A 25191-nucleotide genomic window follows, 5' to 3' on the forward strand; every position below is an offset into this window, starting at 1 on the left:
CGCCGCAGGATCGGGTGGAGGAACCCAATGGCGTGAGGCCGGAGGAGACGGAGCCGCAACCGCCTAAGAGTCCTCAATCGCCAGATAGTCAACCCCCGGCTGAGCATGTTCCGCCGCCTGCTGAACATCCGCAACCAGCAGAAAAGCAGCCGCCTGTTAATAGCAAAGGTGAGCCATATCCTACTGTTATTGATCCTCGAACATTCCAACCTATACCTTTTCCTGACGATTTAGTGAAAACAGAACCAGAAAATCGGGTGGACTGGGGTAGTGAGCAACGAGGGAACTTCATCAAGGAGTGGATAGAACAGGGTTACCCTGATTATGGAAAAGAAGGGTGGAAAATGTTCGATATACATCATATTAAACCCAGGGAATGGGGAGGAACAAACGATTTCTGGAATCTTGTACCCATAGATAGATTTTGGCATAATAGAGTGGTCACGCCCTGGTGGGACGCTTATAAACCTTGATTAGACAAGAGGAAATTCTTATAATTCGTGCCAAGTATTTCACCAATGAAAGGAGAAAATAATGACGCAAAAACCAGCGAGTGGATTGAAGGCACTTGCAGCTCTCCAATCGAGGCTTGACGCTGAATCTTATGTAGAGGTAATTCATGAAAATGGCCACTGCTGGAGAGCCTATTGCAAGCTCAATGCACCGGCAGTTCCTGAAGCAATTGAAGCAGTCAAGCAACAATTAAGCATGCCCTTGCCTTTTACATATGAGCAGTTTTTGTTGCATTATAATGGAGCCTTGCTCTATTATGATAATGAGTACGGACAATGGGGATTCGAACTGTATGGAACAGAGAATTTGCTCATTGCGAACGTAAACGCCCAAAAGCGATATGAAGATGAGTGGGCGCTATCCTACCTGGTGTTTGCTGAATCGTATGGTGATGCAGATTTACTTATCATTGATACAGCCCAAATGGTAAACGAAGGAAAGGACTGCCGGGTTATCGATGGTGATAGCGGTTATGCTCTTCAACAATGGCGTGTTGCTGCTCGCAGCTTCAGCGACTGGATAGATCGACTGGTAGTGGCACAAGGAGCAAAATACTGGCGATGGCGTTAGTTAGAGCAATGGGCTTTCTTGCAAGATGGCCTAAAAACAGCTTTTATGATAGAGCCTGCTCAATGCTAATAGTAGTCTGCTTCTGAACAGAAGGTTTCTTGCTTTACTCAAGAGGCATTCTTTTGAAAATTTTGTACAGACATCTCAGAGTGAATGATGCAGAGTTGCAAAAGAGACATTATGTGGCGTGAATATATCCAGACATTAGAACCAGGGGCAACGTTCTTCTCAGGTGCCACTCCATCAGAACTATCCACGCTCGAAGCAACGTTCGGTCTTGTCTTACCAGAAGAGCTGAGAAGTTTGCTGACCGAATCAAATGGGGTGCGAGGCACCTCTGGGTTGCGTTTGATATGGGCAGTCGAGGAGATGACGAAACGGAATATGGAGATGCGCACTGCCCCGTCATTTCGCGACAACTTCCCTTTTGATCATCTGCTATTTTTTGCAGATGCTGGGAATGGAGATCAGTTTGCGTTGGGGATTATTCAGGGAGCGATCAAAAGACCCGCTATCTCTGTCTGGAATCACGAAGATGATAGCCGCACCTGGGTAGCCCCTACCCTGAAGCGATACCTGGAATGGTGGGTGAGTGGAAAATTGACCATTTGACCCAAGAGCTGATGGAGAGATTTTTACCATTCTAGTGGTTGCTTATGAATTCGTCTTCTCACGCAATTGGGATGAAACATCATTCACCTGGCCAGCAGGCGGCGCCTCGGTGCAGGGCAACCAGCTCTTCATAATAGCTCATATAAACGGACAACAGTAGGCCACCATCTCTACCATAGGCGGACTTTACGAGCTGCTGCGTCCTAAGTAGGGATGGTGGCCTGTCCTTGTTCTGCCTGGACTTTCACCTTGTCGGATCAGAGCAGTTTCTACTGGTTAAACAACTGCCCCCACGTGCCGCCGATGTTGCTGCTACCACCGGCCTGGGTCGCGCCCTCGGACTGAGGCGGATGGTACGTCATCGACTGGATACCGATGCGGCCAGGACCGGTGAAGCGATTGAGAACGATGGATGCGCCCGCTACCAGTCCTCCAATCGCGCCCAGTAAACCACCGCCGCGCTGCGAGCCGGCAACCGTTGTCACGGTCATCTGTACGGATGGGTCTTTCCAGAGCCAGGCGCCCGGCTCAACATCCAGCGTTTCTCCCGGGGCCAGGTTCTTTTCGAAGACGTTGCCATAGCCATGCAGTAACACCATGCCCTCGCCACCCTGGCAGGTGAACTGATCAATAAACAGGCCTGTGCGACTGAAGAGAATATTGGCCGCTCCTTGCACGAAGGTGAAGCCGTAATCGACATTGCTGGTCGCTACCAGAAACTGATGCTCGCGCACCTCGACCATCTGACCCGGCTGCAGGCGCAGCGCTACGATCTGGCCGACAGAGTCACGCGAGAACGAAATGTTGCCGGGGCCCTGAGCCTCTGTAATGAAGATTTGCAAGCCTGCAAAGAAACGCTTGGCAGCACCACGTATGGATTTGAACCCGATCTGCACGCCTGGATGCTTCCAGAGCAGGATGTGATGCTCGAAGTAGACGGTGAGTTGATTTCCAAGCATAATATCTACAACCGGCACCAGTTCGCCATCGATGCTGATGGTCATATCAGCGATCTTCAGCGGGCTTTTAGGATTATGCAGTTCAGCCTTGGGTACGGCGTTGCCGAAAATGCTGTTCTCGTACTGTTCATACTGGTTCGGCGGCGTATAGACACCCTGCGGCGGCACTCCGCCACCGTACTGGCTTTGTGGCGGCGGTGGCGCTCCATATGGATTTTGTGGTGGCGGCGGCGGAGTCTGGCCGATTGGCATTTGCCTGCCACAAGTGCCACAGAATTTTACGCCGTCAGCTACCTGACTCCCACAATAGGGACAATTCATAACGTTGACCTCCTCTTTTAATCTGGCTCCGGTTGAAGGACCAGGGTGCAGGTTTGCGAGTGTACGCGGTTAAAGTTTGCAGGTTTACCTGAAGTTCAGTATACCCTGCAAGATAATATCACACCCGGACAAGGAAGCATAGCATAGCTGATCCCTAATTTTACTTACCGAAAAGAACGGGGTGTGAAGCCAGGGCGTTATCTTGCGCACCCTTGCGATTGTCCTGGCTTCTACTCACTCAATCTGTTCCCTGCTTTGCTCTCTGTTGCCCCTCCTCAATTAAACTAACCAGGTATTGCAGCTTCTTAATAGTATGCTGCGCGTTGCGTTTATTGCGTTCGTAGCCATCAGGGGCGAGTTGCTGGAACCAGGTTCGAATATCATCTTCCGAGATGTCGTACCATTTGGCATCGGCCTGCAGGCGCAGGTAGACACGCATCTGTGGGTCCTGCTTTTTGCGCGCCGGGCCTTTAGCTTCTCCGCCTTCAGCTGTAGCGCTTTCGCTTTCGTCCGCGGCCACAGCTGCGGCCAGTTCGGCAGCAGGATGCAGTTCATTATAGAGTTCTTCGACGTCGGAGGAACGGAAGAACATATCGCGCCCCACGCCTTTATAGGGTCGAATGCGTCCGTCGCGCGCCCACTGCTCGAGCGTTATGCGGTCAATTCCCAGGCGCCGGGCGGCTTCTCCGGCATCAATAAAGGCGAAACGTCCGCCTCCAGGTTTATTTATCATCTATCACTCCTCTATCTCTAGTAGCTCTCTATCCTTTGGGGCCGAGCATGAGTTTTCACAGACATTGTCAGAAAGACCTCTTCCAACCCTAAGCCAGTTCTCTATCCTTTGGGGCCGAGCATGAGTTTTCACAGAGTAGTCCGGCAAGGGACGCGAGGCCGATACATCGGCGGTGGGCGCGATCAATCGGCCCCTACGCCCTCTCGAAAAACAGCAAGAGGGTGCTGCCATATTTGCGTTCGTCGGTCAATTGCAGGCGTGTGAGAGGCACTGCCGCGACTCCGGCTCGCTCCTTCGGATGAATCTGGACGATGACCAGCCCCGCTTCCGCTACCAGCGGGGAAGTATCTAATAGACTCAAGGCGCGTGCCGCCATTTCGTGGTACTGTGGTGGCGCCACATAGATAATATCGTACTGGCGCTTTTCGTCCTGGCACGATTGCAAAAACTTGAAGGCATCGGCATGAATGGTCTCGGCGCGGTCCGCGAGACCTGTAATTTTCAGATTCTCGCGCACCAGCTTCAGTACGCTATGGCTCATTTCAATGAACGTCGCGCTGGCTGCTCCCCGGCTCAACGCCTCAATACCGACGCTACCTGTGCCCGCGAAAAGGTCCAGGAAGCGAGCATCTTCGACACGAGTCGAGAGAATATCGAAAAGCGCCGTCTTCACGCGGTCAATGATGGGACGAGTACCTGCTGTTTTGGGTGCTTTAAGCTTGCGGCCCTTGGCTTCACCGGTCACTACGCGCATAGGGTTCCTCCTCATCGATGAGATCAAGTACCGCCTCCACCTCGTCTACGAAGTAATCTTCTTTGGCCCAGGAAATGAGAGCCTCGACCTGGTCGGCCTTCAATTTTTTCACGGTTGTGGTGCCCCAGGCCGCCTGGATCAAACGTGTTAATTGTTCGTTGTCGATTTGCGAGTCCAGGACGTTGTGCAGCACGGCCAGGCGCCCGGCATTAGCGGCAGAAGCTCCTCGCACTTCCTTCAACTCATCCAGTTTGATGCGCGCTCCGGCCAGTCTCTGCTCCTTATCGTCCTCCTCATCTGCCTCCGCGAGGGCCAGCTCATCCATCTCCTCCTCATCTGCCTCCTCGTCAAATTTATATTTTCGTGCTTCATCGCGCACCATGTGAATAGGAATAACAGGCGCCTTCGCAGTAGGAGCGGCGCTTGCTCCGCCCTGTCGCGCGTTTACCTCACCCTGATGCGTGCCTGTTCCGCCCTGTCGCGTGCTTGCCTCACTCTGTCGCGTACTTACCTCACTCTGATGGATGCTTGCTCCACTCTGTCGTGCGTTTGCCTCACCCTGGTGCGTACTTGCCCCGCCCGATGCCTGCCCCACTCTCGCGCTCCCTTGCGTAGGCGGAACAGGTCGGAGAGAGGTCGCGTGCGCCGGAGCACCTGGATTTGAGGATTTCTCTGAGGGTCTGTTCGGGCCGGGCGCCGGAGGTTTTTGATCGGAAGCCTGCTGCTCAACCAGTGGCTGTAGCTGTCGCAGTACTTCGCGATAATTCAGGCCATTGAGCGACTTCACATTCAGCAAATCCATTGCCTGTTTGGGTGTCAGTCCCCATGTTTCGCGTATGAATTGCATGAATTGTCCCAGCTTCATATTGCCATTGGCGTCTCCAGAAATGCCGGGTGTGACGGGCATATTGGCGCCTATCGTTTGTCGTGTTGGCGGAACCGCCGGCTGAGCGGGAGAAGCTGCCGGAGAAACCGGCTGGGATTCTGCCGGCATTGTTGTGTTCTGTGAGCGTCCTGCCGGAGAAACCGGTGAGCTTATCGTGCTGCTCGCTGGCAGGGTGTGCGGGGCAGGTTCAGATAAGCGAGCATTGCGCTGCAGCATCTGCGATACGCGATTTTCAACGTGTCTTGTGAGCTGCTCCATACCGGACTCGGCCTCGCGAATCAGTTGCTCGCGCATTTCCGCGCTGGCTCCCACAGGTACAGGTATACCCATTTCAATGCTGTGCGTGCGCCCGCCGGTCGAGAATTGGGTCGTGTAGCGCAGCCAGATGTAGGGACTGCCATCTGCTCCCGTTGCTTTATCCTTATAATCCATAATCCTCACCTGCCTTTGTCTTTTTATCACCATGTCTATAGTTGTAACATTGGTACGTAACATTATATCAAATGTACTAACTTTCGTCGCCCCCTTTCGGTGATGCGAGATTGCAGGCCGAATCTGAACGCGTCGCGGGTAATGGGGATTGAACCACCTCAAAGAATTTTCACGGGGCTTGCCAAATGCCGTGTTGTAGTGTATGTTACGTTGTGAGAATCGTGGTAGGATTAGCCGTACTCTCATCAGGAATACCGGTGAAGCCGCAAGCACTTTTTCGCTGAGATAGTATCGCCTTGTACATCTGTCATATTAATGAATGAGAGAAGAAAGCTCTCGAGCCTGAGAAAGTTGAGACGCGAGACGCATGATCAGTAGCCCATCACCAACTTCACAACCGCAACCACAACTTCCAGAACAAAAAACACAAGAAGAGAAGAAAGACCCTTATAGGCGGCCACGGGCAGGACAATCGCCCGCCGCCGTCTTTGTAAAGAATCTCCTGCGCCCCATTTTTAAGGGCCTGTACTATGTATTCCATGCCATGGGCCGCCATAAACTGGTGACGCTGGTAATGTTGCTCCTGTTACTAGGCAGCGCTATCGGGGCTAACTTCGCAGTGACGAGAGAATGGCCTTTCGGCATTGGCAATGACCCTTTCAATTTTCACGTCCGTGGTGGTGGCAATGGCGGCGGCGACCAGGTGAAAAACTGGATGTATGCCCTGCGCGATGGCAATCTTGCCGCCCTGGAATTACTTGATAAAGATATGCCACAGCCGCCAAGCGCCCAGCAATTGCAACAATACATCAGCCAGTACAGCCAGGCGCAGGGACACCTGAGCTGGAAAGCGATCAACGTTGAAGGCGTGGCCCAGCAAACAGACACAAGCGTGGATAGTTTCGTCGAGGTAGACCTCTCGGCCAATGGGCCTGGTGGTCCTGTCGGTGGCTACATGATCTGGCATTTCGTCACAGTACAGGGGCAAACGGGAGAAGTTCTTTTTAGCGTCACCCTGATAGATTTCCGGCCATCTCTGCAATAGGTCCTGTAGCGAAAGGGATAGACTGTTATGGCAAAAAATACGAAAAAAACAAGCGATCTTGACAAGTCAATCGATACCGGACTGGACCAGTTTGGGCGATTTGTCAAATTGCGCTGGCTCTGGATTCTGATCGTTGGCATTATCCTGTGGTATTTTGCTTTCAACATCGCGCCGCAGTTGAGCCCGCCATCGCCAGGAACGATTTTCCTCTATGCCTTCCAAATAGTGTTTTATATGTTCGCCATCGTCATACAGTTCGTGGCGCTGTTCTGGTTTCTGGGGCGACCCCGCCTGTACTGGGTGATGCCCGGCGAAACAGGCGTCACGTTTGACGACTATAAAGGCAATCCAGAGGTGCTGGAAGCCGCGAAGCGTATCGTCTTGCTGCTACGCGGAACCGAGGAATTCAAAGAAATGGGCGGACAGGCCGTGCGCGGTCTCCTGCTGACGGGCGATCCTGGCACCGGAAAGAGCTACCTGGCGCAATGTATGAGTACCGAGGCCGGAGTTCCATTTGCCTATGCCAGCGCCGCCAGCTTCCGCGCCATGTTCATTGGCATGGATGTGCTGATGATCAAACGCCTGTATGGTAAGGCACGCCGCCTGGCTCGCGAGTATGGCGCCTGCGTGGTGTTCATGGATGAAATCGATGCCATCGGCATGTCGCGCTCGCAGCGTGGCGGCGGCACCATGGCTATGGGCGGCGGTATTTTCGGATTCATGGGCGGCACCGGTGGTCTGAACGAACTGCTGATGCAAATGGACCCGCCCAACATCGAAACCGGCTGGTTCAAGAAGGTCCTGCGCACTCTGGGCCTGTATCATAGCCGCGTGCAAAGTCAACCCGTCCTTACCGTTGGAGCGACCAATATTCCCGAATCGCTCGATCCCGCGCTCCTGCGTCCCGGGCGCTTTGACCGTAAAGTCCATGTCGCCCCACCGACTGATAAATATCGCGGCGAAGTGATCGAGTATTATCTGAACAAGGTCAAACACGATCCTGATATCTCCATTGCCGCTCTCGTGCAACGCCTGGTCGAATATACGCCCGTGGCGATCAAGCATGTCGTCAACGAAGCGGTCATCATCGCGCACTTCGCCGGACGCGATACCGTTACCTATAGAGACCTCATCGAGGCCCAGGATATACATGAGTTCGGGCTGCGCCAGTTGAGCGAGCTGACACCGATTGAGCGCCGCCGCCTTGCCTATCACGAAGCGGGACACGCCGTTGCCTGCTATTACCTGATGGAGCGCCACTTCCCCGCCTTTGTCACGCTGCACAAACATGGAGACCTGGAAGGCGCCGCCGCGTTTGCCGCCTGGCGTCAAACCGAAACCATCGTCACACGCAGCAGAGAAGACATCCTGGCACGCATCCAGGTCGCGCTGGCATCACGCGCCGCCGAAGAACTCTTCCTGGATGTCAATCTGAGTGGCGTGACCGGCGACCTTGCCAGCGCCACGCAACTGGCCGCCCAGTATGTCGGCATGTTCGGTATGGATGGCACCTTCACATCCGCCATCGCCTTCGCCGGTACTCCGCTGGAGAAAGTTGTCGCGGTACCTAAGGCCGGTGAGCGTGTCGAGGCCATCCTGCAATCGCAGTTCAAGGCCGTCAAGCGCCTCTTCCAGCAGCACAGCGAAGCCGTCATGGCAGTTGCCGAAACGCTGATCGAGCGCGACGAACTGGTAGCCGAAGAGATCAAGCAATTGATCGACGAAGCCGATGCCAGGCACGTCAACAAGATCGTCATTTCCGAATTCGAAGAACTGCTCGGCAACGGCCACAGTAATGGCAAGACCGGCAACGGACATGTTCTCGCGGGCAGCTACGGCAATGGCAGCGGGAATGGCAACGTAATTGATGCCCCCAGAGTCGATTACACTTACCTGCCCGATAGCGAAAACGGAACCAGCCACATGCCCGGCCTGCAAAATCCCGTTGATGACGACGGCATGTTATTCTACCTTGAAGGATGATATGTGCCCGTTGTATCCTGAAGGAAATACGGCACATTCGTATTGAACACTATGTCCGATCTTGCGCATCCAACTTATGCGCAAGATCGGACACGTTATAGAGGAGATACTATTATGCAGAAAAAGAAAACGTTCAGCACGATGGAGATTGTCCTGTTGTGCGTACTCATCGGTTCGCTGATCCTGTCGTATATACAATCACGACGAGCGGAAGAGTGACCAACCAGTTCATGCGACCTTCGACCCGTAACCGGGACGCGCGCAAGGTGGCGCTACGGCGTTCCGGCCTGAACATCGCCATATCGACCCCTCGCGACCAGGTGCGCCACTCCCGCCCTACCGGGCTGAGCCGATATCATACCGGCACCTGCGGGTAGCAACTGGTCGTGCTGGATGGTTTGACCGTGAAGGTCAAATCCGGGCCGCTCATTACGCCCTCAAAACGCAGACCCGCCGTCTTTAGCGCCTCGCAAGCCCCAGGCGCCGGCAGAATGGTCAGATCCAGTTCAGGGAAGGTGGCGGCCTGCCGCTGCACAAGCAGCGAATAGCGTCCGTGACCCGGCGGTGGAACATACCAGGAGAGCGTTACCGTCATCGTACAGTTCTTGGGGATCACCACCCAGCCGCCGAACATCGCGCGCCCCGGCACATCGCTCGTAAAGTTCGTTGGCGGCCCCACCGTATCCAGCGGATGGTTGCTGCCTGCATACGGATCATCCAGCATCGACGTCGCCGCCCCCGGCTCAAACTGCCCGGCAGGGCACAGCAAATCACCATTGCCATACGCGTCATAGCGCGGGCAGCTCCCAAATCCTGCTCCACACAAAGGCATACCCGTATCAAAGCCATCGCCCCACAGGAACTGGCTCCCCGGCGGCACATACACGCGCACATAATCCCGGTAGGTATCCAGCCCGTACACCGGGCCGATCTGTGTATAGACAAGCCGCAGCCGCATTACATGCCTCGCCCCGCCCGTTGCATTCAGCGTCACCGCGTCATCAATCATTGTCCGTACATACTGCGACGCCTTGCTCGCGCTCACATTCGCCTGCACTACATATAGCCCATCGGAACTCGTCCCCTGCTCCACCAGTGCCGCGTCCCCATGCTGCACCAGGTACTGCTCCAATTGCGCATTCGACACATATACCTCCACATCCTTCGCCTGCATATCATAGAACAGCCCTCGCGCAATCTCCACCAGCTGGCTCGTCGGAGCATGCGTCACACGGCTAATCAATGCGCTCGCCAGTTGTTGTGTAAAAATCTTGCGTGCCTCCTGCGGATCCGCAATATGCGATACCACCTCCTCATGCCGGATGCCCGCATTATCAAGTTGATAATAATGCAGCCGCTGCTCCAGATTTTGTGCTGTAATCGTATCGTGGTACGCGCTCATCGTAATCGGCCCGGTGATCTGCAAAATATGTTCAATCGCGAAAGGCGTAAACATTATCACCCCATCCAGCTGCCGCCCGAACTCGAACTGGTACTGCCGCATGATCATTTGCGCCGAAGTAGGAAAATCCGCCGAAAGGTTCGCGTCGCGCAATCCCCAGTTCGGAATCGGCCACCATGAACGGTACGCCGCCGGGGCCAGCGCGCCATTCACCGGACTATTCGGATTATTCTCCTCAATCGGCCCAATATTCCTTAGCGCGGGTGGCGTAATGCGCGCTCCATTTGTAATCAACTCTCCAAATTGCCCCGTAAATCCCCCCGTTGGTCGCAACTCCGCCCGGTCCATCGTCTCCACCAGAAACGTCCGCGGCGTCCCTACGCCGAGCAACCATCCCAACCCATCTCGCAATGTATAGAGCTGCGTCACAACCTCCTGCACCTGCGGCACTACCTGTACAACCTCCCCTAACAGCGCCCGTTGGGATGCGCTCAACGGCAAAGCGCCAGGAGAGAGGATTTGTGCCTGCGCCCGCATATCATCCAGGTCCGGCAAAATCGACCCCACAGTCGCCGTAATCGTCGCATACATCCCCGGCGTAATCAACGGCTTGCTCGTATTCGCCGCCATCGAACTACTAAACGACGGCGCCAGCACCAGCAGCATCTTGCTCAGTTTCACGCCCATTCGCGATGCATCCACCCCTATCTGGCTCAGTGCGCGCGCCGAAGTCACCTGCGTACCGAAAAATGGCATACCATTCACAAACGCATCATTTACCAGCGCGCTATGCAAGCGCTCAAACTGCCCTTCTGCCGCCACCAGCTCCGCCTGTGCCGCGTGTAATCTACTTGCATCCACCAGCTCATGCGGATCGCTCTTCACATTTGCAAAGATCGCCTGTACTTTCTGTATATGCTGCACTCCGTGCATCGCGTAATTGAACATCACATACGCGTTGGCCCCCACGCCGATCGCAAAAATCACTCCAGGTGCCAATATCCCTAGCAGGCTCACGATCAGCACCAGGCGTGTCCGCCTGCTCAACCTGCGCTCCCTCGCCCTCTTCACCCGCCTGCGTGCGCTCCCGGCGATATGCCTGGGACGCGCCCTCGTCGTAATGCGTCGTATCGCCTTACCAGGAGCCGTCACCAGCAGCGAGATATCCTGCCAGCTAAGAGATTCCTCTTCAGCTGGTGCTTGAACATCAGGTGCAAGCGGAGCAGGCGCGCTTTCCTGCTGTGAAGATGGTTCACTAGAAGGAACAATAGAGCTGGATGGCTGGTCTTGCCGTGTAGAAGGTTGCTGGACAGCAGTATCATCAGAGGTTGCCGCGTGTGGCAGCGTTTCGATCAGCGAGATATCTTTTTGCGTAGGAGCCGTTTCCTCAGTTGGTATGTGCCTCATCGCACGCAGGAATGGGGTCTTAAACAGTTTTTTATTTCGCGATGGCATGCTGGTGCCAGGCACTATATTCCTCCAGACGATCAGCAAGCATAAAGAGTAGCAGCATCATCCTCGCCTTTCTCTTTACTCCACGCTCAGCTTAGATAATCTCTTATATCTTCCTATAACGAGCGACAGCTCATTAAGGCCTCGCTATCCACCGGTATTGCCTGATCGTCTTATGCTTTGATGGATTTTAATCGGTTGATAACGAAATAAGAAGATTCGGCAGCTACATAACCGGTGTGTGATACTTTGTTGCTTTGAAGCGTTATACAAATCAGCAAACCCATCTTCCATGATAGGTAGATTGGGGGAATATGCTGCACAATATGTGATGTCCGTTTGGATGAGTCGTTATACTTACATAAAGCTCAAGCTGTCTCTTTCTGTGTGAATATGAAGCGAATAGCATAAAGGGTAGAAGACATTGAAATCTCAATTTGTAAAATTTCCCACGTCATACAAACACTACCATAAGAACGATGGGAACAACAACTATGGGAATGGCAGGCCAGACCCGGATGGTCTCCCACATGTCGGGCCTACCCCCAATCTTCAAATGCAAAGCGCTGTCAATTCGATGGCCGGCAATGCTCCATCAGCTGCTCCACCATCGCCATCCGGCCAGTTTCCTGATACTCCTGCCAGGGGCTTGCTTTCGGGTTGGAATCCGCCTCAGGAGCAAGCAGCGAGTCATCTCCAGCACGCTAATGGCAGCGCATTGGCAGAATTGGCGACCAATAAACAGCCCGCCGTCCAGGCACAGCCCGCTCCTATTTCGCCGGCTCACGGGCCTGGATGGTATCAGAACCTGCAGCAACCGGCCTCTTCATGGCCGTGGGGAGCGCCGCCGCGCTCACAGCAGCAGTTAAGCTCCCCGGCCCCCTTCCCGGTGCAGCAATCCCCTGCTCAGCGACCACCGGCGCCCGCTGCCTCCCTCGCGCCATTTTACTCGTCGCAGGGGCCCGCCCCGCAATCATCAACCGCCGCGCCCGCAGGCTCTCGCAATGGCTCCGCCGGCGGCCCGCCGCGTGGCAAAAAAAAGCAGCGTAAAAAGCGTCGCTTCCCCATGTGGGCGCGCGTCCTCGTCGCCGTCTTCGGTGTGATCCTGCTCCTGGTTGGTGGCGCTGCCGGCTACCTCTACTTCACCTTCTCGCCCTCCGTCAACAACATCGTTGGCCAGCAAGTGCAGCGCGCCAGGGGCGAAGAAGACCCCAACGCCAGCCGCAACGGCGCCGATATCTTGAGCGGCCCGCGCATCAACATCCTCTTGCTTGGCAGCGATACCGACGAAAAATTTACCAACGCTGATGGTAGCCACAGCTACCTCGCACAGACCGATATTGTCGTTACCATCGACCCCGCTACCAAAAGCGTCGGCATGCTCTCTATACCACGCGACTTCTACATCAACGTGCCCGGCTACGGTATGCATAAGCTCGACGAAGCCTACGCCCTGGGGGGCGTCGCCAGCGGCAACGCCGACTACAGCCCCGGCGGCGTTGCCCTCAGCCGTTACACTATCGAACAGGATTTCGGCATCCCCATCAACTACTATGCCTGGATCGGCCTTACCGGCTTCGTCCAGGTCATCAACACCGTTGGCGGCGTCGATGTCGATGTCACCCATCCCATCACCGACGACAACTATCCCGACGATGTCGGCAACTCCAAAGACCCCTATGGCTACATGCGCCTCTATATCCCGCCAGGCCCGCAGCACCTCGACGGCATCACCGCCCTCGAATACGTCCGTTCGCGCCACGCCGACCTCGTCGGTGACTTCGGTCGCTCCGCGCGCCAGCAGCAGGTACTCAGCGCCTTAAAAACCAAGCTCAACAACCCCGACATCATCGGCAAGTTGCCCACCATTGCTAATGACCTCAATGGCTATGTCAAAACCGACATGCAGCTCAGCGATGTCTTCAAACTCATGAACTTTGCCCGCAGCATCAATCCGAATAGTATCAACAAGGTCATCCTCGATGCGCCCTACTCAAGCACAGGCACCCTGCCAGGTGGCGAATCGGTCGTCTTTCCCAATTGCGCCAAAATCGTTCCCGTCATCTCCAAAATGTTTGATCTAGGCAGCAAAGCCGCCTGCAATATTCAGGGGAGCACCGGCAACACATCCGTCGCCGGCGTTTCACCAGCATCATCACCGCAGGTAGCCCCGGTTGCTGAGATTCCTCAGGTCAGCAGCGACAGCCTGCAAACAGCAAGTCAACTGGCAAGCATGAGCATGATGAGTCTCTTCGCAGGTGGCGATCAGTATGACTTTTCCGGCATCCACAGCCTGCTTGATCTACTACTACTGACAGTCTTTGAAGCACCTCAAGCCTTACAGGTCTAACCACTGAGGAAATAACCCATGAGAAAGAAACAGACATCCAAGAATATATCGAAACTATCTCTTATATGGAAGCCGCGGAACAGTTCCCTGCTCCTGCTGCTCCTGCTGGCCTTTGGCCTGCAAGGATGTTTTGGCATCGGCGGCAGCAACACGAGCAATACACCAGGCACCAAACCAATTACGACCAATGCCAATGGCCAGCAAGTCGGCGTCAACCAGACCCAGAACCTTTTCAAGGGCAAGATCTACTTTACCATCGACCACAACCTCTGGGTCATCGACCCCAGCAACAATGCGCGCGAAATCACCCATGGCGGAAACCTGTACGATCCCGCCATCTCTCCTGATGGCAAATGGATTGCCTGCATCGCCCGCTACAAAGACTACTCCAATCTCATCTACCTATCGACCACCGGCAATTCAGCCCACCTGCTGCGCTCGGGCAACGGTAAATATTATCAAGATGGGCCATACGTCAAAAGCACCTACTACTGGTATGCGCAGCCGGCATGGTCCGCCGATAGCACCCATTTGCTTTTCCTCAGCGACTTCGAAAAAGAGGATTGGTACGCCGCTACCGGCGAAAACGCTCCCTTGCTCGATTTGCAGGTCTTCTCCATCTCACTCAATAATCCTTCAAAACCGCAGGACGTAGCCTACGCCAGCTTTGGCGACGGCGGGGATCGCGACCCCTCCTATCGTCCTGGGCATCCCAATGAGATCGTCTACACTCATTACGCCTACGATGCCGCGACACAGACCCAGCAAGTCATCCAGATCTTCCTCGAGGACGTGACGCAGATCGCCGACCATCCCGGACTCTATCATCCCGGCTCACCCTCCAGCGCATTTGATCCCGGCATCGCCATCACCAGTCCCAAAGACGAAGATCTTCAGCCCGCATTTTCACCCGATGGTAACGCCATCGCCTTCGTCAAACGCGAAGCCTCCGGCACCATGGGCATTTACATCATGCACGTACCGGAAAACGTTACCGCAACCCCCAATGATCCCAAAACCGAACAAGAGGCCCTCATACCCTATAAAACGGCCTCACATATCCTCAGCGGCCAGTACGTCAGCCAGCCCGTCTGGTCTCCCGATGGGAAACAGCTAGCGTATATCTCCTATGACAACAGTACTTTTGATCTGTGGCTTGCCAACATCAACTACAACGCAAAAACGGGCGCGTATAGCATGCAAGGCAGTCCCGTACAGCTCACCAGCGGTGGAATTGACGCAGATTCGCGCCCATTCTGGACGACATAAACCGTTAAATGATATACTGGTACTCTGTATACACAAATTTGACCGGGAAATGCCGTTGAGGTGCTAGATTGAGTCAATTTGAGGGCGCATTAATTGCGGGACGATACGAAATTCGTGAACATATTGCCACCGGTGGCATGGCGAGCGTTTTCAAAACCTGGGATCACCGTGTGGAGCGCCTGGTTGCCATTAAAGTCTTGCGGTCGCTGGATAAGAACGACTCGCGAGCCGTTGAACGTTTCCGGCGTGAAGCGCGCGCAGCTGCAGCCCTTGCCCATCCCAATGCCGTCACAATCTACGATTTCGTAGAGGAGTTCGGACAATATTTTCTGGTCATGGAATACATCCACGGCCCAACCCTGAAGCAATTGATTGCGCAGCGCCGCCACCTGCTGGCGCACGAAACGTTGGAGATCGCGGCCCAGGTTTGCGCCGTGCTGCAGGTAGCTCACGAGCGACGCTTCATCCACCGTGATATTAAGCCACAGAATATCATGCTGGTAACAAATGGCGCACCCGCCAACGCCGGAACGGGAGCCAACGCCCTGCTCGTGAAGCTCACCGATTTTGGCATCGTGCGTGTTGCCGAGGATGCCGGCCTGACCAACAGTGGCATCGTGCTGGGAACGGCGGACTATCTTTCGCCTGAACAGGCCAGGGGGGAAACCCTGACCGCCTCTTCCGATCTTTATTCGTTAGGTGTGGTGATGTTTGAAATGCTGGCCGGGCGACCTCCTTTTGTCGGGCCAACCGCTGTATCAATAGCGATGCAGCATGCCTCGACCAACCCGCCATCGCTGCACCAGTTCAACGCCAATGTGCCACCCGCGCTTGAGCAAATTGTGATGAAGGCCCTGGAAAAAGAGCCGGAGAATCGTTTTCTCTCTGCCGCCGAAATGCAGCAGGCGCTGCGCTATTGCGCGAAAGAATTATACGCGCGCGCCAGTTCGACGACTCCGGCGCCGCAGTTCATGCCGCGCAACTTTCTACCTCCTGGTGGAGCGCGGTCCCTGTAGAGGCAGTGCCTGGTGCCTGTCCTCTCCGGGTGTTTGTGGTCGCCCATGGGGTAGGGGCTTATGATCCACCCGGCCCAGGCGCGGAGAATTTACTACATATTATATGGGCGATCCCTTGTGGTCGCCCGATGCATGAGGGATAGCATCTATGGAACGCACAGCGATTCATACCACTTCGGCTCCGGCAGCGATTGGTCCATACAATCAGGCCATTCGTTGCGGAGATTTGATTTATACGTCCGGCCAGATTGCGCTTGATCCGGCCACCGGAGAGCTAGTGGGCGAAGATATCGAAGCGCAGACGCATCGCGTACTGCAAAACCTGCAGGCGGTGCTGAGCAGCGCCGGATCATCACTCTCCAACGTCATAAAGACAACAGTTTTTCTTGCGCAGATGAGTGACTTCCAGGCTATGAATGCAGTATATGCCGGCTATTTCGAGGGCATCGCGCCCGCGCGTTCGACAGTAGCGGTTGCTGAACTGCCCCGCAAGGCGCGTGTCGAAATTGAATGTATTGCGCTCGCCGTATAGGAGCCAGATTATGTTGTTTAACGAATTCGTTCAGCAATCCCACGGGCCGATAAATCGGCGGTGTGTACGGTGAACCGGCCCCTACGGCTCCGTCGTGGCAATGGAATGCATATCCCACGGCGGAGCCGTAGGCCCCGATTTATCGTGGGCACCGCCGATTTATCGGCCCTACGTCCATTACCGAAGTATTCCGTTAAAGTGCGTGATCGCGCCCCCATACCTGGAGAACTAAAAAATGAATGCAGCGGCTATCTGGCAGGCAACGCTTGACCGGCTCGAAACGACACCAATTGATACTGTATGTAAGACCTGGCTTCAGTCTGCTTATCTGATGAATAATGCGACCATAGGTGCGGATGATATCGATGCTGCCTTTCTGCCTGCCCAGGATGAAGTGCTGTATTTCACGCTCGCGGTGCCGGGCACACTGGCACGCGACATGATTATAACGCGCTGGCGGCGTACTGTTGAAGATATACTGGCCGATGTTACCGGCCAGCCGGTCGTAATCGCGGTTATGCAGCAGGACGAGGCTCATGATTCCCATGATGCTCACCAGGTGGGTGAAACTTATACGTCTCCTGGGCGTGACTTGCCGGGCGGCAGGAGCGCAAGTACTCGCTATGCGGCCTCCACGCAGCGCCAGACGGAGGATTACGCCTATGACATGGAGGAACACGAGGGAATGGAAATGCGTCTTCCACGCTCTGCCGCCGATAAGCGCCCCACTTCCGTCTATGGATATGGCGCCTATGCCAACGAGAGCAATTACGCCAGTTACTCCGATTTTGACGAGAGCGATCACCTCAGCGAGGAATGGGATAATGAGCAGCGCGCCAATATCTTGATGCACAACCGCCTCAATCCCCGCTATACCTTCGATGCCTTTATTGTCGGTAATAGCAACCGGCTGGCGCATGCCGCTTCCCTTGCCGTCGCGGAGGCGCCCGGCGAATCATATAACCCGCTCTTCCTCTATGGGGGTGTGGGGCTTGGAAAGACGCACCTGCTGCACGCCATCGGCCACCAGGGCGTACAGACCGGGCTGGCCGTACTCTATGTCTCATCCGAACAATTCACTAATGAAATCATCAATGCCATTCGCTATCGCACCACGGAGGAGTTTCGCGCCAAGTATCGCTCCGTCGATATCCTGCTCGTCGATGACATTCAATTTATCGCCGGCAAAGAGTCCACGGAGGAAGAATTCTTTCATACTTTCAACAGCCTGTACGAGATGAGCAAGCAGATCGTGATCTGTAGCGACCGCCCGCCAAAGGCGATTGTGAGCCTGGAAGAGCGCCTGCGCTCGCGTTTCGAATGGGGATTGATAGCCGATATCCAGCCGCCCGACCTTGAAACACGCATGGCCATCCTGCGTGTCAAAGCCGATCTCTTGCGCTATCGCGTGCCGGACGATATCATTGCGTATATCGCCGGGCGCGTACAAACAAACATCCGCGAACTCGAAGGCTGCCTGAATCGCCTGATGGCGTACCAGCAGCTGCATCAGACCGAACTAACCATGGATATGGCGCGCGCTGCCATGTCATCGCTCGTGCAGGACAGCAGGGAGGTGCGCCTGACCAGCAAGCAGATTGCCCAGGCCGTCGCCGAGTACTATCATATTACGCTGGAAGACATGTGCGGCAAACAACGCGACAAGCACATCGTGATGCCACGCCAGGTCGCCATGTACCTGATACGCCAGGAGACACAGGCATCCTTGCTGGAAATCGGACAACTGTTCGGCGGGCGCGATCACAGCACAGTTCTGCATGCCTGTGAAAAGATCGAGCGCGCTTTGAACATTCATCCCACGCTGCGGCGCGAAATCGTAGCCATTCGCGAACAACTCATGCGCGAATGAGGGTTACCAGGAATAATTATGCTACCATATACTACCTACCTGATCGACCTGGACGGGGTCATCTATCGCGGCAACGAACTGCTGCCGGGGGCGAAAGCATTCGTCCAGTGGCTCGAAGCCAATCACCACAAATACCTCTTTCTGACCAATAACTCCTTTGCGACTAGCACGCAGATACTGGCAAAACTCGCGCAGCTGGGCATCGCCACCGATAACGCGCACCTGCTGACTGCGGGCCAGGCGGCGGTACAGTATATCGCGCGCCGTTTTCCCCATGGCACCGTCTATGTCGTCGGCGAGCCTGCCCTGATGCAACTGGTAGAAGCGCAGGGCCTGGTAGTAGCCAGCCTGGACGCGCAGAAGGCAGATGCGATCCTGGTGGGACTCGACCGTGGCTTCGACTACACAAAGATGACGCACGCGGCTAATGCCGTTCGCGCAGGCGCGCTCTTTGTCACCATCAATCGCGACCCCGTGCTGCCCATTGCCGGCGGCTTCATCCCCGGCTGCGGCGCCCTGGCAGCTGCTATCGAGGTCAGCAGCGGCATAACGCCTGAAGTTGTAGGCAAACCGGAACCACGCTTGCTCCTGGAGGCCATGCACGCGCTAGGAAGCCGGGCAGATGAAACCGTCATGATCGGCGATACGCTCTCAGTTGATATTCAGGCCGGGCATAACGCCCAGACGCATACAATCCTCGTCCTATCGGGCAGCAGTTCGCGCAAAGACCTGGAGAAGTCTTCGCTGAAGCCAGATCATGTATACGAAGACCTGGCCGATATGCTGCAAAAAGAGGAGAAGCTATGAGCGAGCGCAGCAGCGAGAAAACGATTTCTTACTACTATGGCAGCCATCCCACCGAGGAGGACTTGATGGGGGAGGCAACCCAACATCATGCCGCGACGCAGATTCTTCGCTGCGCTCAGAATGACACGAACAATTCCCCGATTCGATTGGATGGAAAAATTCATCATGCCTTTTCCCTGGCCCTGGGCAGTCCTGTATGCTCCTTGACATCCTGTCGCATAGCCGCTAAACTATAGCCAGCAAACAAAAAACCGCTAGAAGTGACGATGAGCAGGAGGAGTAGGCACCTATTCTCCGTACAGAGAAGGAAGATCATGCCGGCTGCGAATCTTCCCCGGAGCAATACGCCGAAGGTCGCCTGGGAGTCTGAAATCCGACTCAAACAGGGTTTCACGGGAGTGCCCGTTACAGTACAGCCCAAGAATCAATCTTCGTGATTGATTGAAACAAGGTGGTACCACGAGCAATTTTAGCCCTTTCTCGTCCTTGACGGGGAAAGGGCTTTTTCTATAGAACCGGGAATACATTGCACGCGGGGAGGGAATATGATCGAACAAGAGAAAGAACTGGTTGCATCTTTGCCAAAGGCATATGAGCCGCAGGAGGTCGAGGGCAAATGGTATCGTTTCTGGGAAGAGGGCGGCTACTTCAAGCCACGGCCAGGGACGACGGGCAAGACATTTGTCATCAGCATGCCGCCGCCCAATGTAACGGGCGCGCTGCACCTGGGTCATGCGATCACGGCGACTATCGAGGACATCCTGATTCGCTATCATCGCATGATCGGCGACGACACGCTATGGGTGCCGGGCGAGGATCATGCCGGAATCGCGACTCAAGTGGTCGTGGAGCGCCTGCTGGCTTCAGAGGGCACGGACAGGCACAAAGTTGGCCGCGAGGCGTTTATCGAGCGTGTCTGGCAATGGGTCCACAAGTATAAGAGCCGTATCCAGAACCAGCATCGCCGGCTAGGAGCTTCGTGCGATTGGTCGCGCGAGCGCTTCACGCTGGATGAAGGGCTATCGAGAGCAGTGCGCGAAGTGTTTGTGCGCCTCTATGAAGAGGGATTGATTTATCGCGGCGAGCGCATCATCAACTGGTGCCCACATGACATGAGCGCGCTTTCCGATCTTGAAGTCAATCACGTCGATACGCCGGGAACACTGACCTACGTGCGCTACCCGCTGAAGCCGGAACCCGGCCACGAGAACGAGCCAACTGAGTACATCAGCGTCGCCACCACGCGCCCTGAAACCATCCTGGGCGATACCGCCGTGGCCGTCAATCCCAAAGACCCACGCTACGCAAATTTGATCGGGCGTATGGCGATACTGCCGGTAATCGGACGTGAGATACCCATCATTGCCGACGAGGCCGTGGATGCCAACTTCGGTACAGGCGCGGTCAAAGTCACGCCCGCACATGACCCGACCGACTTCGAAATCGGCATGCGTCATAACCTGCCGCGCGTGCAGGTGATCGGCTTCGACGCGAAAATGACCGGGGAGGCCGGCCCATATGCCGGGCAGGACCGCTACGAGGCGCGTAAAAACCTGGTGGAGGAACTGAAACAGCTGGAACTGCTGGTCAAGGTTGAGGAGTATACGGTGCCGCTGGGCCATTGCCAGCGCTGCGATACGGTCATCGAGCCATTGATTTCAAAGCAGTGGTTTGTGAAAATGACGCCGCTGGCAACGCCTGCCATGGGCGCGGTAAAGTATGGCCAGATGAAGATCGTGCCGGAGCGCTTCAATAAGGTCTACATGGACTGGCTGGAGAATATCCACGACTGGTGCATCTCACGGCAACTGTGGTGGGGGCATCGCATTCCCGTCTGGTATTGCGACGACTGCGGCGAGATGATTGCCAGCCGCGAAGACGTGACGGCCTGCCCTCACTGCGCTAGTGCGAATATCCACCAGGACGAGGATGTGCTTGACACGTGGTTCAGTTCATGGCTGTGGCCGTTCAGCACGCTGGGATGGCCGGATGTGACCGCGGATTTGCAGCGCTACTATCCAACATCCGTAATGGAGACCGGCTACGACATCATCTTCTTCTGGGTAGCGCGCATGGCGATGGCCGGCATCCATTTCATGGGACTGATCCCGTTCCATACGATTTACCTGCATGGCCTGGTGCGCGACGCAAAAGGCGAGAAGATGAGCAAGTCCAGGAACAATGTCGTCGATCCCATCGAGGTCATGGACCAGTATGGCACGGATGCGCTGCGCTTCACGCTCGCCACGAGCAGCACGCCGGGCAACGATATGAAACTGGTGCCGGAACGCATCGTTGGTAACCGCAACTTTGCCAACAAAATCTGGAATGCCTCGCGCTTCGTGCTGATGACCACTGTGGGAATCGGTGGGGGTGTGCCGGACATTCGCGAGGTGCAGCCAACGACGCTGGCTGACCGCTGGATTCTCAGCCGCCTGGCAAAGCTGACCGGACGAGTGACGGCGCTGATCGAAAACTTCCAGCTAGGTGAGGCCGGTCGCCAGATCAACGAGTTCTTCTGGTCGGATTACTGCGACTGGTACGTGGAAATCGCCAAAGTGCAGTTGCAGGGCGACGAGGAGATACGGCGCGGTACCGCCGGTATCTTGCGCGCCGTGCTTGACCAGAGCCTGCGCCTGCTGCATCCCTACATGCCGTTCGTGACCGAAGAGGTGTGGCAGTATCTCTATCGGATTTGCGAACCGGATTCCAGTCTCTGGCCGGCTTCAGCATTGATTGTCGCGCCGTGGCCGCAAGCCAATGCTGAGGCTAGCGATGACGATGCGGAGCAGGATTTTGGCCTGCTGCAAGAGGTGATTGCGCGCATCCGCGACGCGCGCAGCCAGATGAACGTCGAGCCAGCGCGCCGCGTGCCTGTGATGATGGCTGCCGGGAGCCACCTGGAGATGTTGCGGGCGCAGGCCCCACTGATCGAGTTCCTGGCGCGTACCGAAAAGCCACAACTATTCGAGCAGCTTGACGAGAAGCCCGAGCAAGCAATGAGCCTGCTGGCCGGACCGGTAGAGATCTACTTGCCATTGGCCGGGCTGCTGGACATCGGCAAAGAACTGGAGCGGCTCGATAAGGAAATCGCCCAGGCGCGGCAAGAGATTGCGCGGCTGCAAGGCAAGCTGGCAAACGAGAATTTTGTGACGAGGGCAAAACCCGAAGTCGTCGAAAAGGAGCGCGAGCGCCTTGCTGTTCAGGAGGAGCGTATCGGTAAGCTGCTGGAACGCAGGGCAGAACTGGGAGGATGATGTGAAAATCGGGTCCCTATCTTTTGGGGAGGTAGGGGCCAGATTATGGAGTTTGACGAAATAATCTAGCAATGGGCGCGAGGCCGATCATGGGTTTTCACAACAGAGTCCGGTAACGGGCGCGAGGCCGATCAATCGGCGGTGTGTACGGTATGCCTGTCCCCCAGACAGGACTGCCCGGCCCCTACGGCTGCGCCGTGGGGATGCATTGTCCGGCTGCGCCGTAGGCCCCGATTGATCGCGGGCAGCGCCGATTGATCGGCCCTGCGTCCATTATCGAGTAGTTTCCGCATGGGCATGTGCGGCTATCATTGCCAGGACTATCAGTACGAGACTGTAGATGTGTGGGATATAGGCCAACCAGGGGCTGGACTGGCCGTGAGATTGCTCCATTCCTTTGCTTGCCTCTACAAGAGGTGGGATTTCACTTGCATGCTTAAAGTCTAAGCTGATGTAAGGAAATCTACATCGTTAGAATGGCCTATTTCTGGCCGCATATCGCTAAGGCTTATGGGTAAATATCAGATTTATAATATTGACAGCCTTTCCCCTTTTCATTAGAATGAACTCACCTTAGTAGCCGGTGCCATAGAACCTTGCTTCGTTGAAAGGGTTGCCATGGACGATGAAAGTTTGACTGAAGGCCAGAATGGGTTGAGTCAGGCCCACAAAACCATAGCGGAACAGCAGGCGGAGATCGAGCAACTGCGTTCAAGACTCGCGAATGAGAATTTTACGCAAGTTCTGCGTACAGCGTTAATAACTGCTTCCACAGCAGCCACGATTGCCTCGCCGGTGACACATTCGCAATTGCTGGAGATGATCGTCGCAACTGCCGCGCATATCCTTTCCGCGCAGGCCGCGTCCCTCTTCCTGATCGATAACCATACGCAGGAACTCATCTTTGAAGTGGCTCTTGGGCAGAAAGCGGATGAAGTGAAGAAATTTCGCATCCCGCTGGGTCATGGTATTGCCGGGCTGGTAGCGGTGAGCGGGCAACCAATGGCGGTTGCGAACGCCGAGAGCGACCTGCGCCAGGCCAGCGATGTAGCCCGGGCCGTCGGTTATGTGCCACGCAACATCCTCTGTGTTCCTCTCGTCTACAACGATAGGACTATAGGAGTTCTTGAACTACTCGACAAGACGGGAGATAGCTCTTTCGGCATCGATGATATGCATGTGTTGAGCATGTTCGCGAACCAGGCCGCGGTCGCTATTGAACAATCACGCATGCATGATAGCCTGGTTCCCTTGATCGTCGAAGTGTTGCAGTCAGCCGGTGGCATTGCAGAACAAACGAAGGAAGAGCTCCAGCAGCAAGCGTTAGACTTCATCACGGCTATTGAGGAAAGCCCGGCGTATCACAATGCCATGAAATTAGCCAGGCTGATACACGAAATCTCGTGGCAAGGTGACGAGGAACTCAAATTGTGCTACGTGATTCTCAGCAATTTCGCGGAATATTTGAGGGCGAGGGCGAAAGCTACTTCTGAGCTGGGGTGGCTGTAATGATAACGCGACAGCCGGAGTGGAGCAAACCTTTCACCGCCGATGCTCTACAGAAACTCACTCCTGTCCTGCCTCTTGATAACATTACTCGTGAATGGGCCTGGGAAGGAGGCACCGGCAAGGGGGTCAAGGTGGCCGTGATCGATAGCGGAATCGATGCTTCGCACCCCGCTATTGGCGCTCCCCTGAGCGGCTACGTCACTGTCATTGAGAAACCGGAAGGTATGCTGCTCGATACCGCGCCGCATGGGGATTCGTATGGGCATGGCACTGCCTGCGCCGGTATCATCCGCTCGCTTGCCCCAGATTGCGAACTCTATAGCATCAAGGTATTGGGAGAAGGATTGAGCGGGCGCAGCACGGTCTTTGCAGCCGGCCTGCGCTGGGCCATCGAGAACGGCATGCATGCCTGCAATTTGAGCCTGGGAACGACCAAAAAAGACTTCTACGCGCTGCTGCACGAACTGACCGACCTGGCCTACTTCCGTAATGTAGTGCTGGTAACCGCGGCTAATAACATGCCGGTCCCCAGTTTCCCATCGGTCTATGCCTCGGTCATTTCGGTAGCGGCGCACGAGGGAAAAGACCCGTTTGTTTTCTACTATAACCCACATCCGCCGGTAGAATTTGGCGCGCCAGGCATCGATGTACGCGTAGCCTGGAAGAACGGAGAATGGCTCACAACCACGGGCAACAGCTTCGCCGCCCCACATATCACAGGCATCATAGCCAGGATTCTAAGCAAGCATCCCGGATTGACGGTGTTTCAGATCAAAGCCATCTTGCGCGCTTTATCCTCTAATATGACGCGAGATGGCAGCGAGCACCAGGTGTAGGGGCCAGATTATCGACTTTGACAAAATAATCAAGTAATGGACAGAAGGCCGATTTATCGGCCTTCCCGGGATGACCAGGGTAA

22 protein-coding genes and 1 other annotated feature are annotated in these 25191 nt (G+C 55.3%); of the genes, 16 read left to right on the forward strand and 6 right to left on the reverse strand.

All coding sequences use genetic code 11. The features are described from left to right. The 3 genes from VFA09_09035 to VFA09_09045 all read left to right on the forward strand — a co-directional run. On the forward strand, positions 1-473 hold a 473-nt coding region (locus VFA09_09035), incomplete at its 5' end, for an HNH endonuclease signature motif containing protein (protein HZU67411.1). 61 nt (positions 474-534) lie between these two features. Beyond that, positions 535-1083, forward strand: coding sequence for an SMI1/KNR4 family protein (locus VFA09_09040; GenBank protein HZU67412.1), 549 nt, complete (start codon positions 535-537; stop codon positions 1081-1083). A gap of 180 nt (positions 1084-1263) precedes the next feature. After that, the gene (locus VFA09_09045) at positions 1264-1695 is read left to right on the forward strand and encodes an SMI1/KNR4 family protein (protein ID HZU67413.1); all 432 of its coding nucleotides are present in this window, start codon (positions 1264-1266) and stop codon (positions 1693-1695) included. 269 nt (positions 1696-1964) lie between these two features. Here VFA09_09045 and VFA09_09050 read toward each other — a convergent pair whose 3' ends face one another. From VFA09_09050 to VFA09_09065, 4 genes are all read right to left on the reverse strand, one after another. Next, positions 1965-2975, reverse strand: a complete 1011-nt coding sequence (locus VFA09_09050; GenBank protein ID HZU67414.1) for an AIM24 family protein — start codon at positions 2973-2975, stop codon at positions 1965-1967. A 238-nt stretch (positions 2976-3213) separates the two neighbouring features. Then, positions 3214-3708 carry a helix-turn-helix domain-containing protein gene (locus VFA09_09055; protein HZU67415.1) on the reverse strand — a complete coding sequence of 165 codons (495 nt, stop codon included), beginning with the start codon at positions 3706-3708 and terminating at the stop codon, positions 3214-3216. Positions 3709-3901: 193 nt separating this feature from the next. Further along, positions 3902-4462, reverse strand: coding sequence for a 16S rRNA (guanine(966)-N(2))-methyltransferase RsmD (gene rsmD / locus VFA09_09060; GenBank protein ID HZU67416.1), 561 nt, complete (start codon positions 4460-4462; stop codon positions 3902-3904). Then, on the reverse strand, positions 4443-5780 hold the full coding sequence (locus tag VFA09_09065) for a hypothetical protein (GenBank protein ID HZU67417.1): 1338 nt from the start codon (positions 5778-5780) through the stop codon (positions 4443-4445). Before VFA09_09065 ends, rsmD begins: the two co-directional genes overlap by 20 nt. A gap of 367 nt (positions 5781-6147) precedes the next feature. On the opposite strand from VFA09_09065, the gene VFA09_09070 reads away from it, so the two are divergent. The 3 genes from VFA09_09070 (at position 6148) to VFA09_09080 (ending at position 9185) form a co-directional block, all read left to right on the forward strand. After that, positions 6148-6825 (forward strand): hypothetical protein, encoded by a 678-nt coding sequence (locus VFA09_09070; GenBank protein ID HZU67418.1) that lies wholly within the window; start codon positions 6148-6150, stop codon positions 6823-6825. A 27-nt stretch (positions 6826-6852) separates the two neighbouring features. After that, positions 6853-8808 carry an AAA family ATPase gene (locus VFA09_09075; GenBank protein ID HZU67419.1) on the forward strand — a complete coding sequence of 652 codons (1956 nt, stop codon included), beginning with the start codon at positions 6853-6855 and terminating at the stop codon, positions 8806-8808. Between the two features lie 230 nt (positions 8809-9038). After that, positions 9039-9185, forward strand: coding sequence for a hypothetical protein (locus VFA09_09080; GenBank protein HZU67420.1), 147 nt, complete (start codon positions 9039-9041; stop codon positions 9183-9185). Here VFA09_09080 and VFA09_09085 read toward each other — a convergent pair. Beyond that, the gene (locus tag VFA09_09085; GenBank protein HZU67421.1) at positions 9164-11665 is read right to left on the reverse strand and encodes a DUF4012 domain-containing protein; all 2502 of its coding nucleotides are present in this window, start codon (positions 11663-11665) and stop codon (positions 9164-9166) included. The two genes, VFA09_09080 and VFA09_09085, sit on opposite strands and share 22 nt — an antisense overlap. A 421-nt stretch (positions 11666-12086) precedes the next feature. Here VFA09_09085 and VFA09_09090 point away from each other — a divergent pair, with 421 nt between their 5' ends. From VFA09_09090 to VFA09_09125, 8 genes are all read left to right on the forward strand, one after another. Further along, the gene (locus VFA09_09090; protein ID HZU67422.1) at positions 12087-14012 is read left to right on the forward strand and encodes an LCP family protein; all 1926 of its coding nucleotides are present in this window, start codon (positions 12087-12089) and stop codon (positions 14010-14012) included. Positions 14013-14030: 18 nt separating this feature from the next. Then, the gene (locus tag VFA09_09095; protein ID HZU67423.1) at positions 14031-15281 is read left to right on the forward strand and encodes a hypothetical protein; all 1251 of its coding nucleotides are present in this window, start codon (positions 14031-14033) and stop codon (positions 15279-15281) included. Between the two features lie 68 nt (positions 15282-15349). After that, positions 15350-16297 carry a protein kinase gene (locus VFA09_09100; GenBank protein ID HZU67424.1) on the forward strand — a complete coding sequence of 316 codons (948 nt, stop codon included), beginning with the start codon at positions 15350-15352 and terminating at the stop codon, positions 16295-16297. Between the two features lie 148 nt (positions 16298-16445). Continuing rightward, positions 16446-16829 carry a RidA family protein gene (locus VFA09_09105; GenBank protein HZU67425.1) on the forward strand — a complete coding sequence of 128 codons (384 nt, stop codon included), beginning with the start codon at positions 16446-16448 and terminating at the stop codon, positions 16827-16829. A gap of 235 nt (positions 16830-17064) precedes the next feature. Continuing rightward, positions 17065-18699 carry a chromosomal replication initiator protein DnaA gene (gene dnaA, locus VFA09_09110; GenBank protein ID HZU67426.1) on the forward strand — a complete coding sequence of 545 codons (1635 nt, stop codon included), beginning with the start codon at positions 17065-17067 and terminating at the stop codon, positions 18697-18699. Positions 18700-18717: 18 nt separating this feature from the next. Beyond that, complete coding sequence (locus VFA09_09115) at positions 18718-19506, forward strand: HAD-IIA family hydrolase (GenBank protein HZU67427.1); 789 nt, start codon at positions 18718-18720, stop codon at positions 19504-19506. Next, positions 19503-19742 (forward strand): hypothetical protein, encoded by a 240-nt coding sequence (locus tag VFA09_09120; protein ID HZU67428.1) that lies wholly within the window; start codon positions 19503-19505, stop codon positions 19740-19742. Before VFA09_09115 ends, VFA09_09120 begins: the two co-directional genes overlap by 4 nt. Before the next feature lie 21 nt (positions 19743-19763). Then, positions 19764-19997 (forward strand) — a binding site (T-box leader). 54 nt (positions 19998-20051) lie between these two features. Then, a complete protein-coding gene (locus tag VFA09_09125) occupies positions 20052-22763 on the forward strand; it encodes a valine--tRNA ligase (protein ID HZU67429.1) in 2712 nt (903 codons plus the stop codon). 131 nt (positions 22764-22894) lie between these two features. Here VFA09_09125 and VFA09_09130 read toward each other — a convergent pair whose 3' ends face one another. Then, positions 22895-23062 carry a hypothetical protein gene (locus VFA09_09130; protein ID HZU67430.1) on the reverse strand — a complete coding sequence of 56 codons (168 nt, stop codon included), beginning with the start codon at positions 23060-23062 and terminating at the stop codon, positions 22895-22897. A gap of 319 nt (positions 23063-23381) precedes the next feature. Between VFA09_09130 and VFA09_09135 the strand changes: the two genes are divergently transcribed. Together VFA09_09135 and VFA09_09140 are read left to right on the forward strand one after the other, a co-directional pair. Beyond that, entirely contained in the window at positions 23382-24272 is an 891-nt protein-coding gene (locus tag VFA09_09135; GenBank protein ID HZU67431.1) for a GAF domain-containing protein, read from the forward strand. Further along, the gene (locus tag VFA09_09140; GenBank protein HZU67432.1) at positions 24272-25108 is read left to right on the forward strand and encodes a S8 family serine peptidase; all 837 of its coding nucleotides are present in this window, start codon (positions 24272-24274) and stop codon (positions 25106-25108) included. Before VFA09_09135 ends, VFA09_09140 begins: the two co-directional genes overlap by 1 nt. Positions 25109-25191 lie beyond the last annotated feature (83 nt).

It is taken from the genome of Ktedonobacteraceae bacterium, assembly GCA_035653615.1.
In the GTDB taxonomy this organism is placed as follows: domain Bacteria; phylum Chloroflexota; class Ktedonobacteria; order Ktedonobacterales; family Ktedonobacteraceae; genus DASRBN01.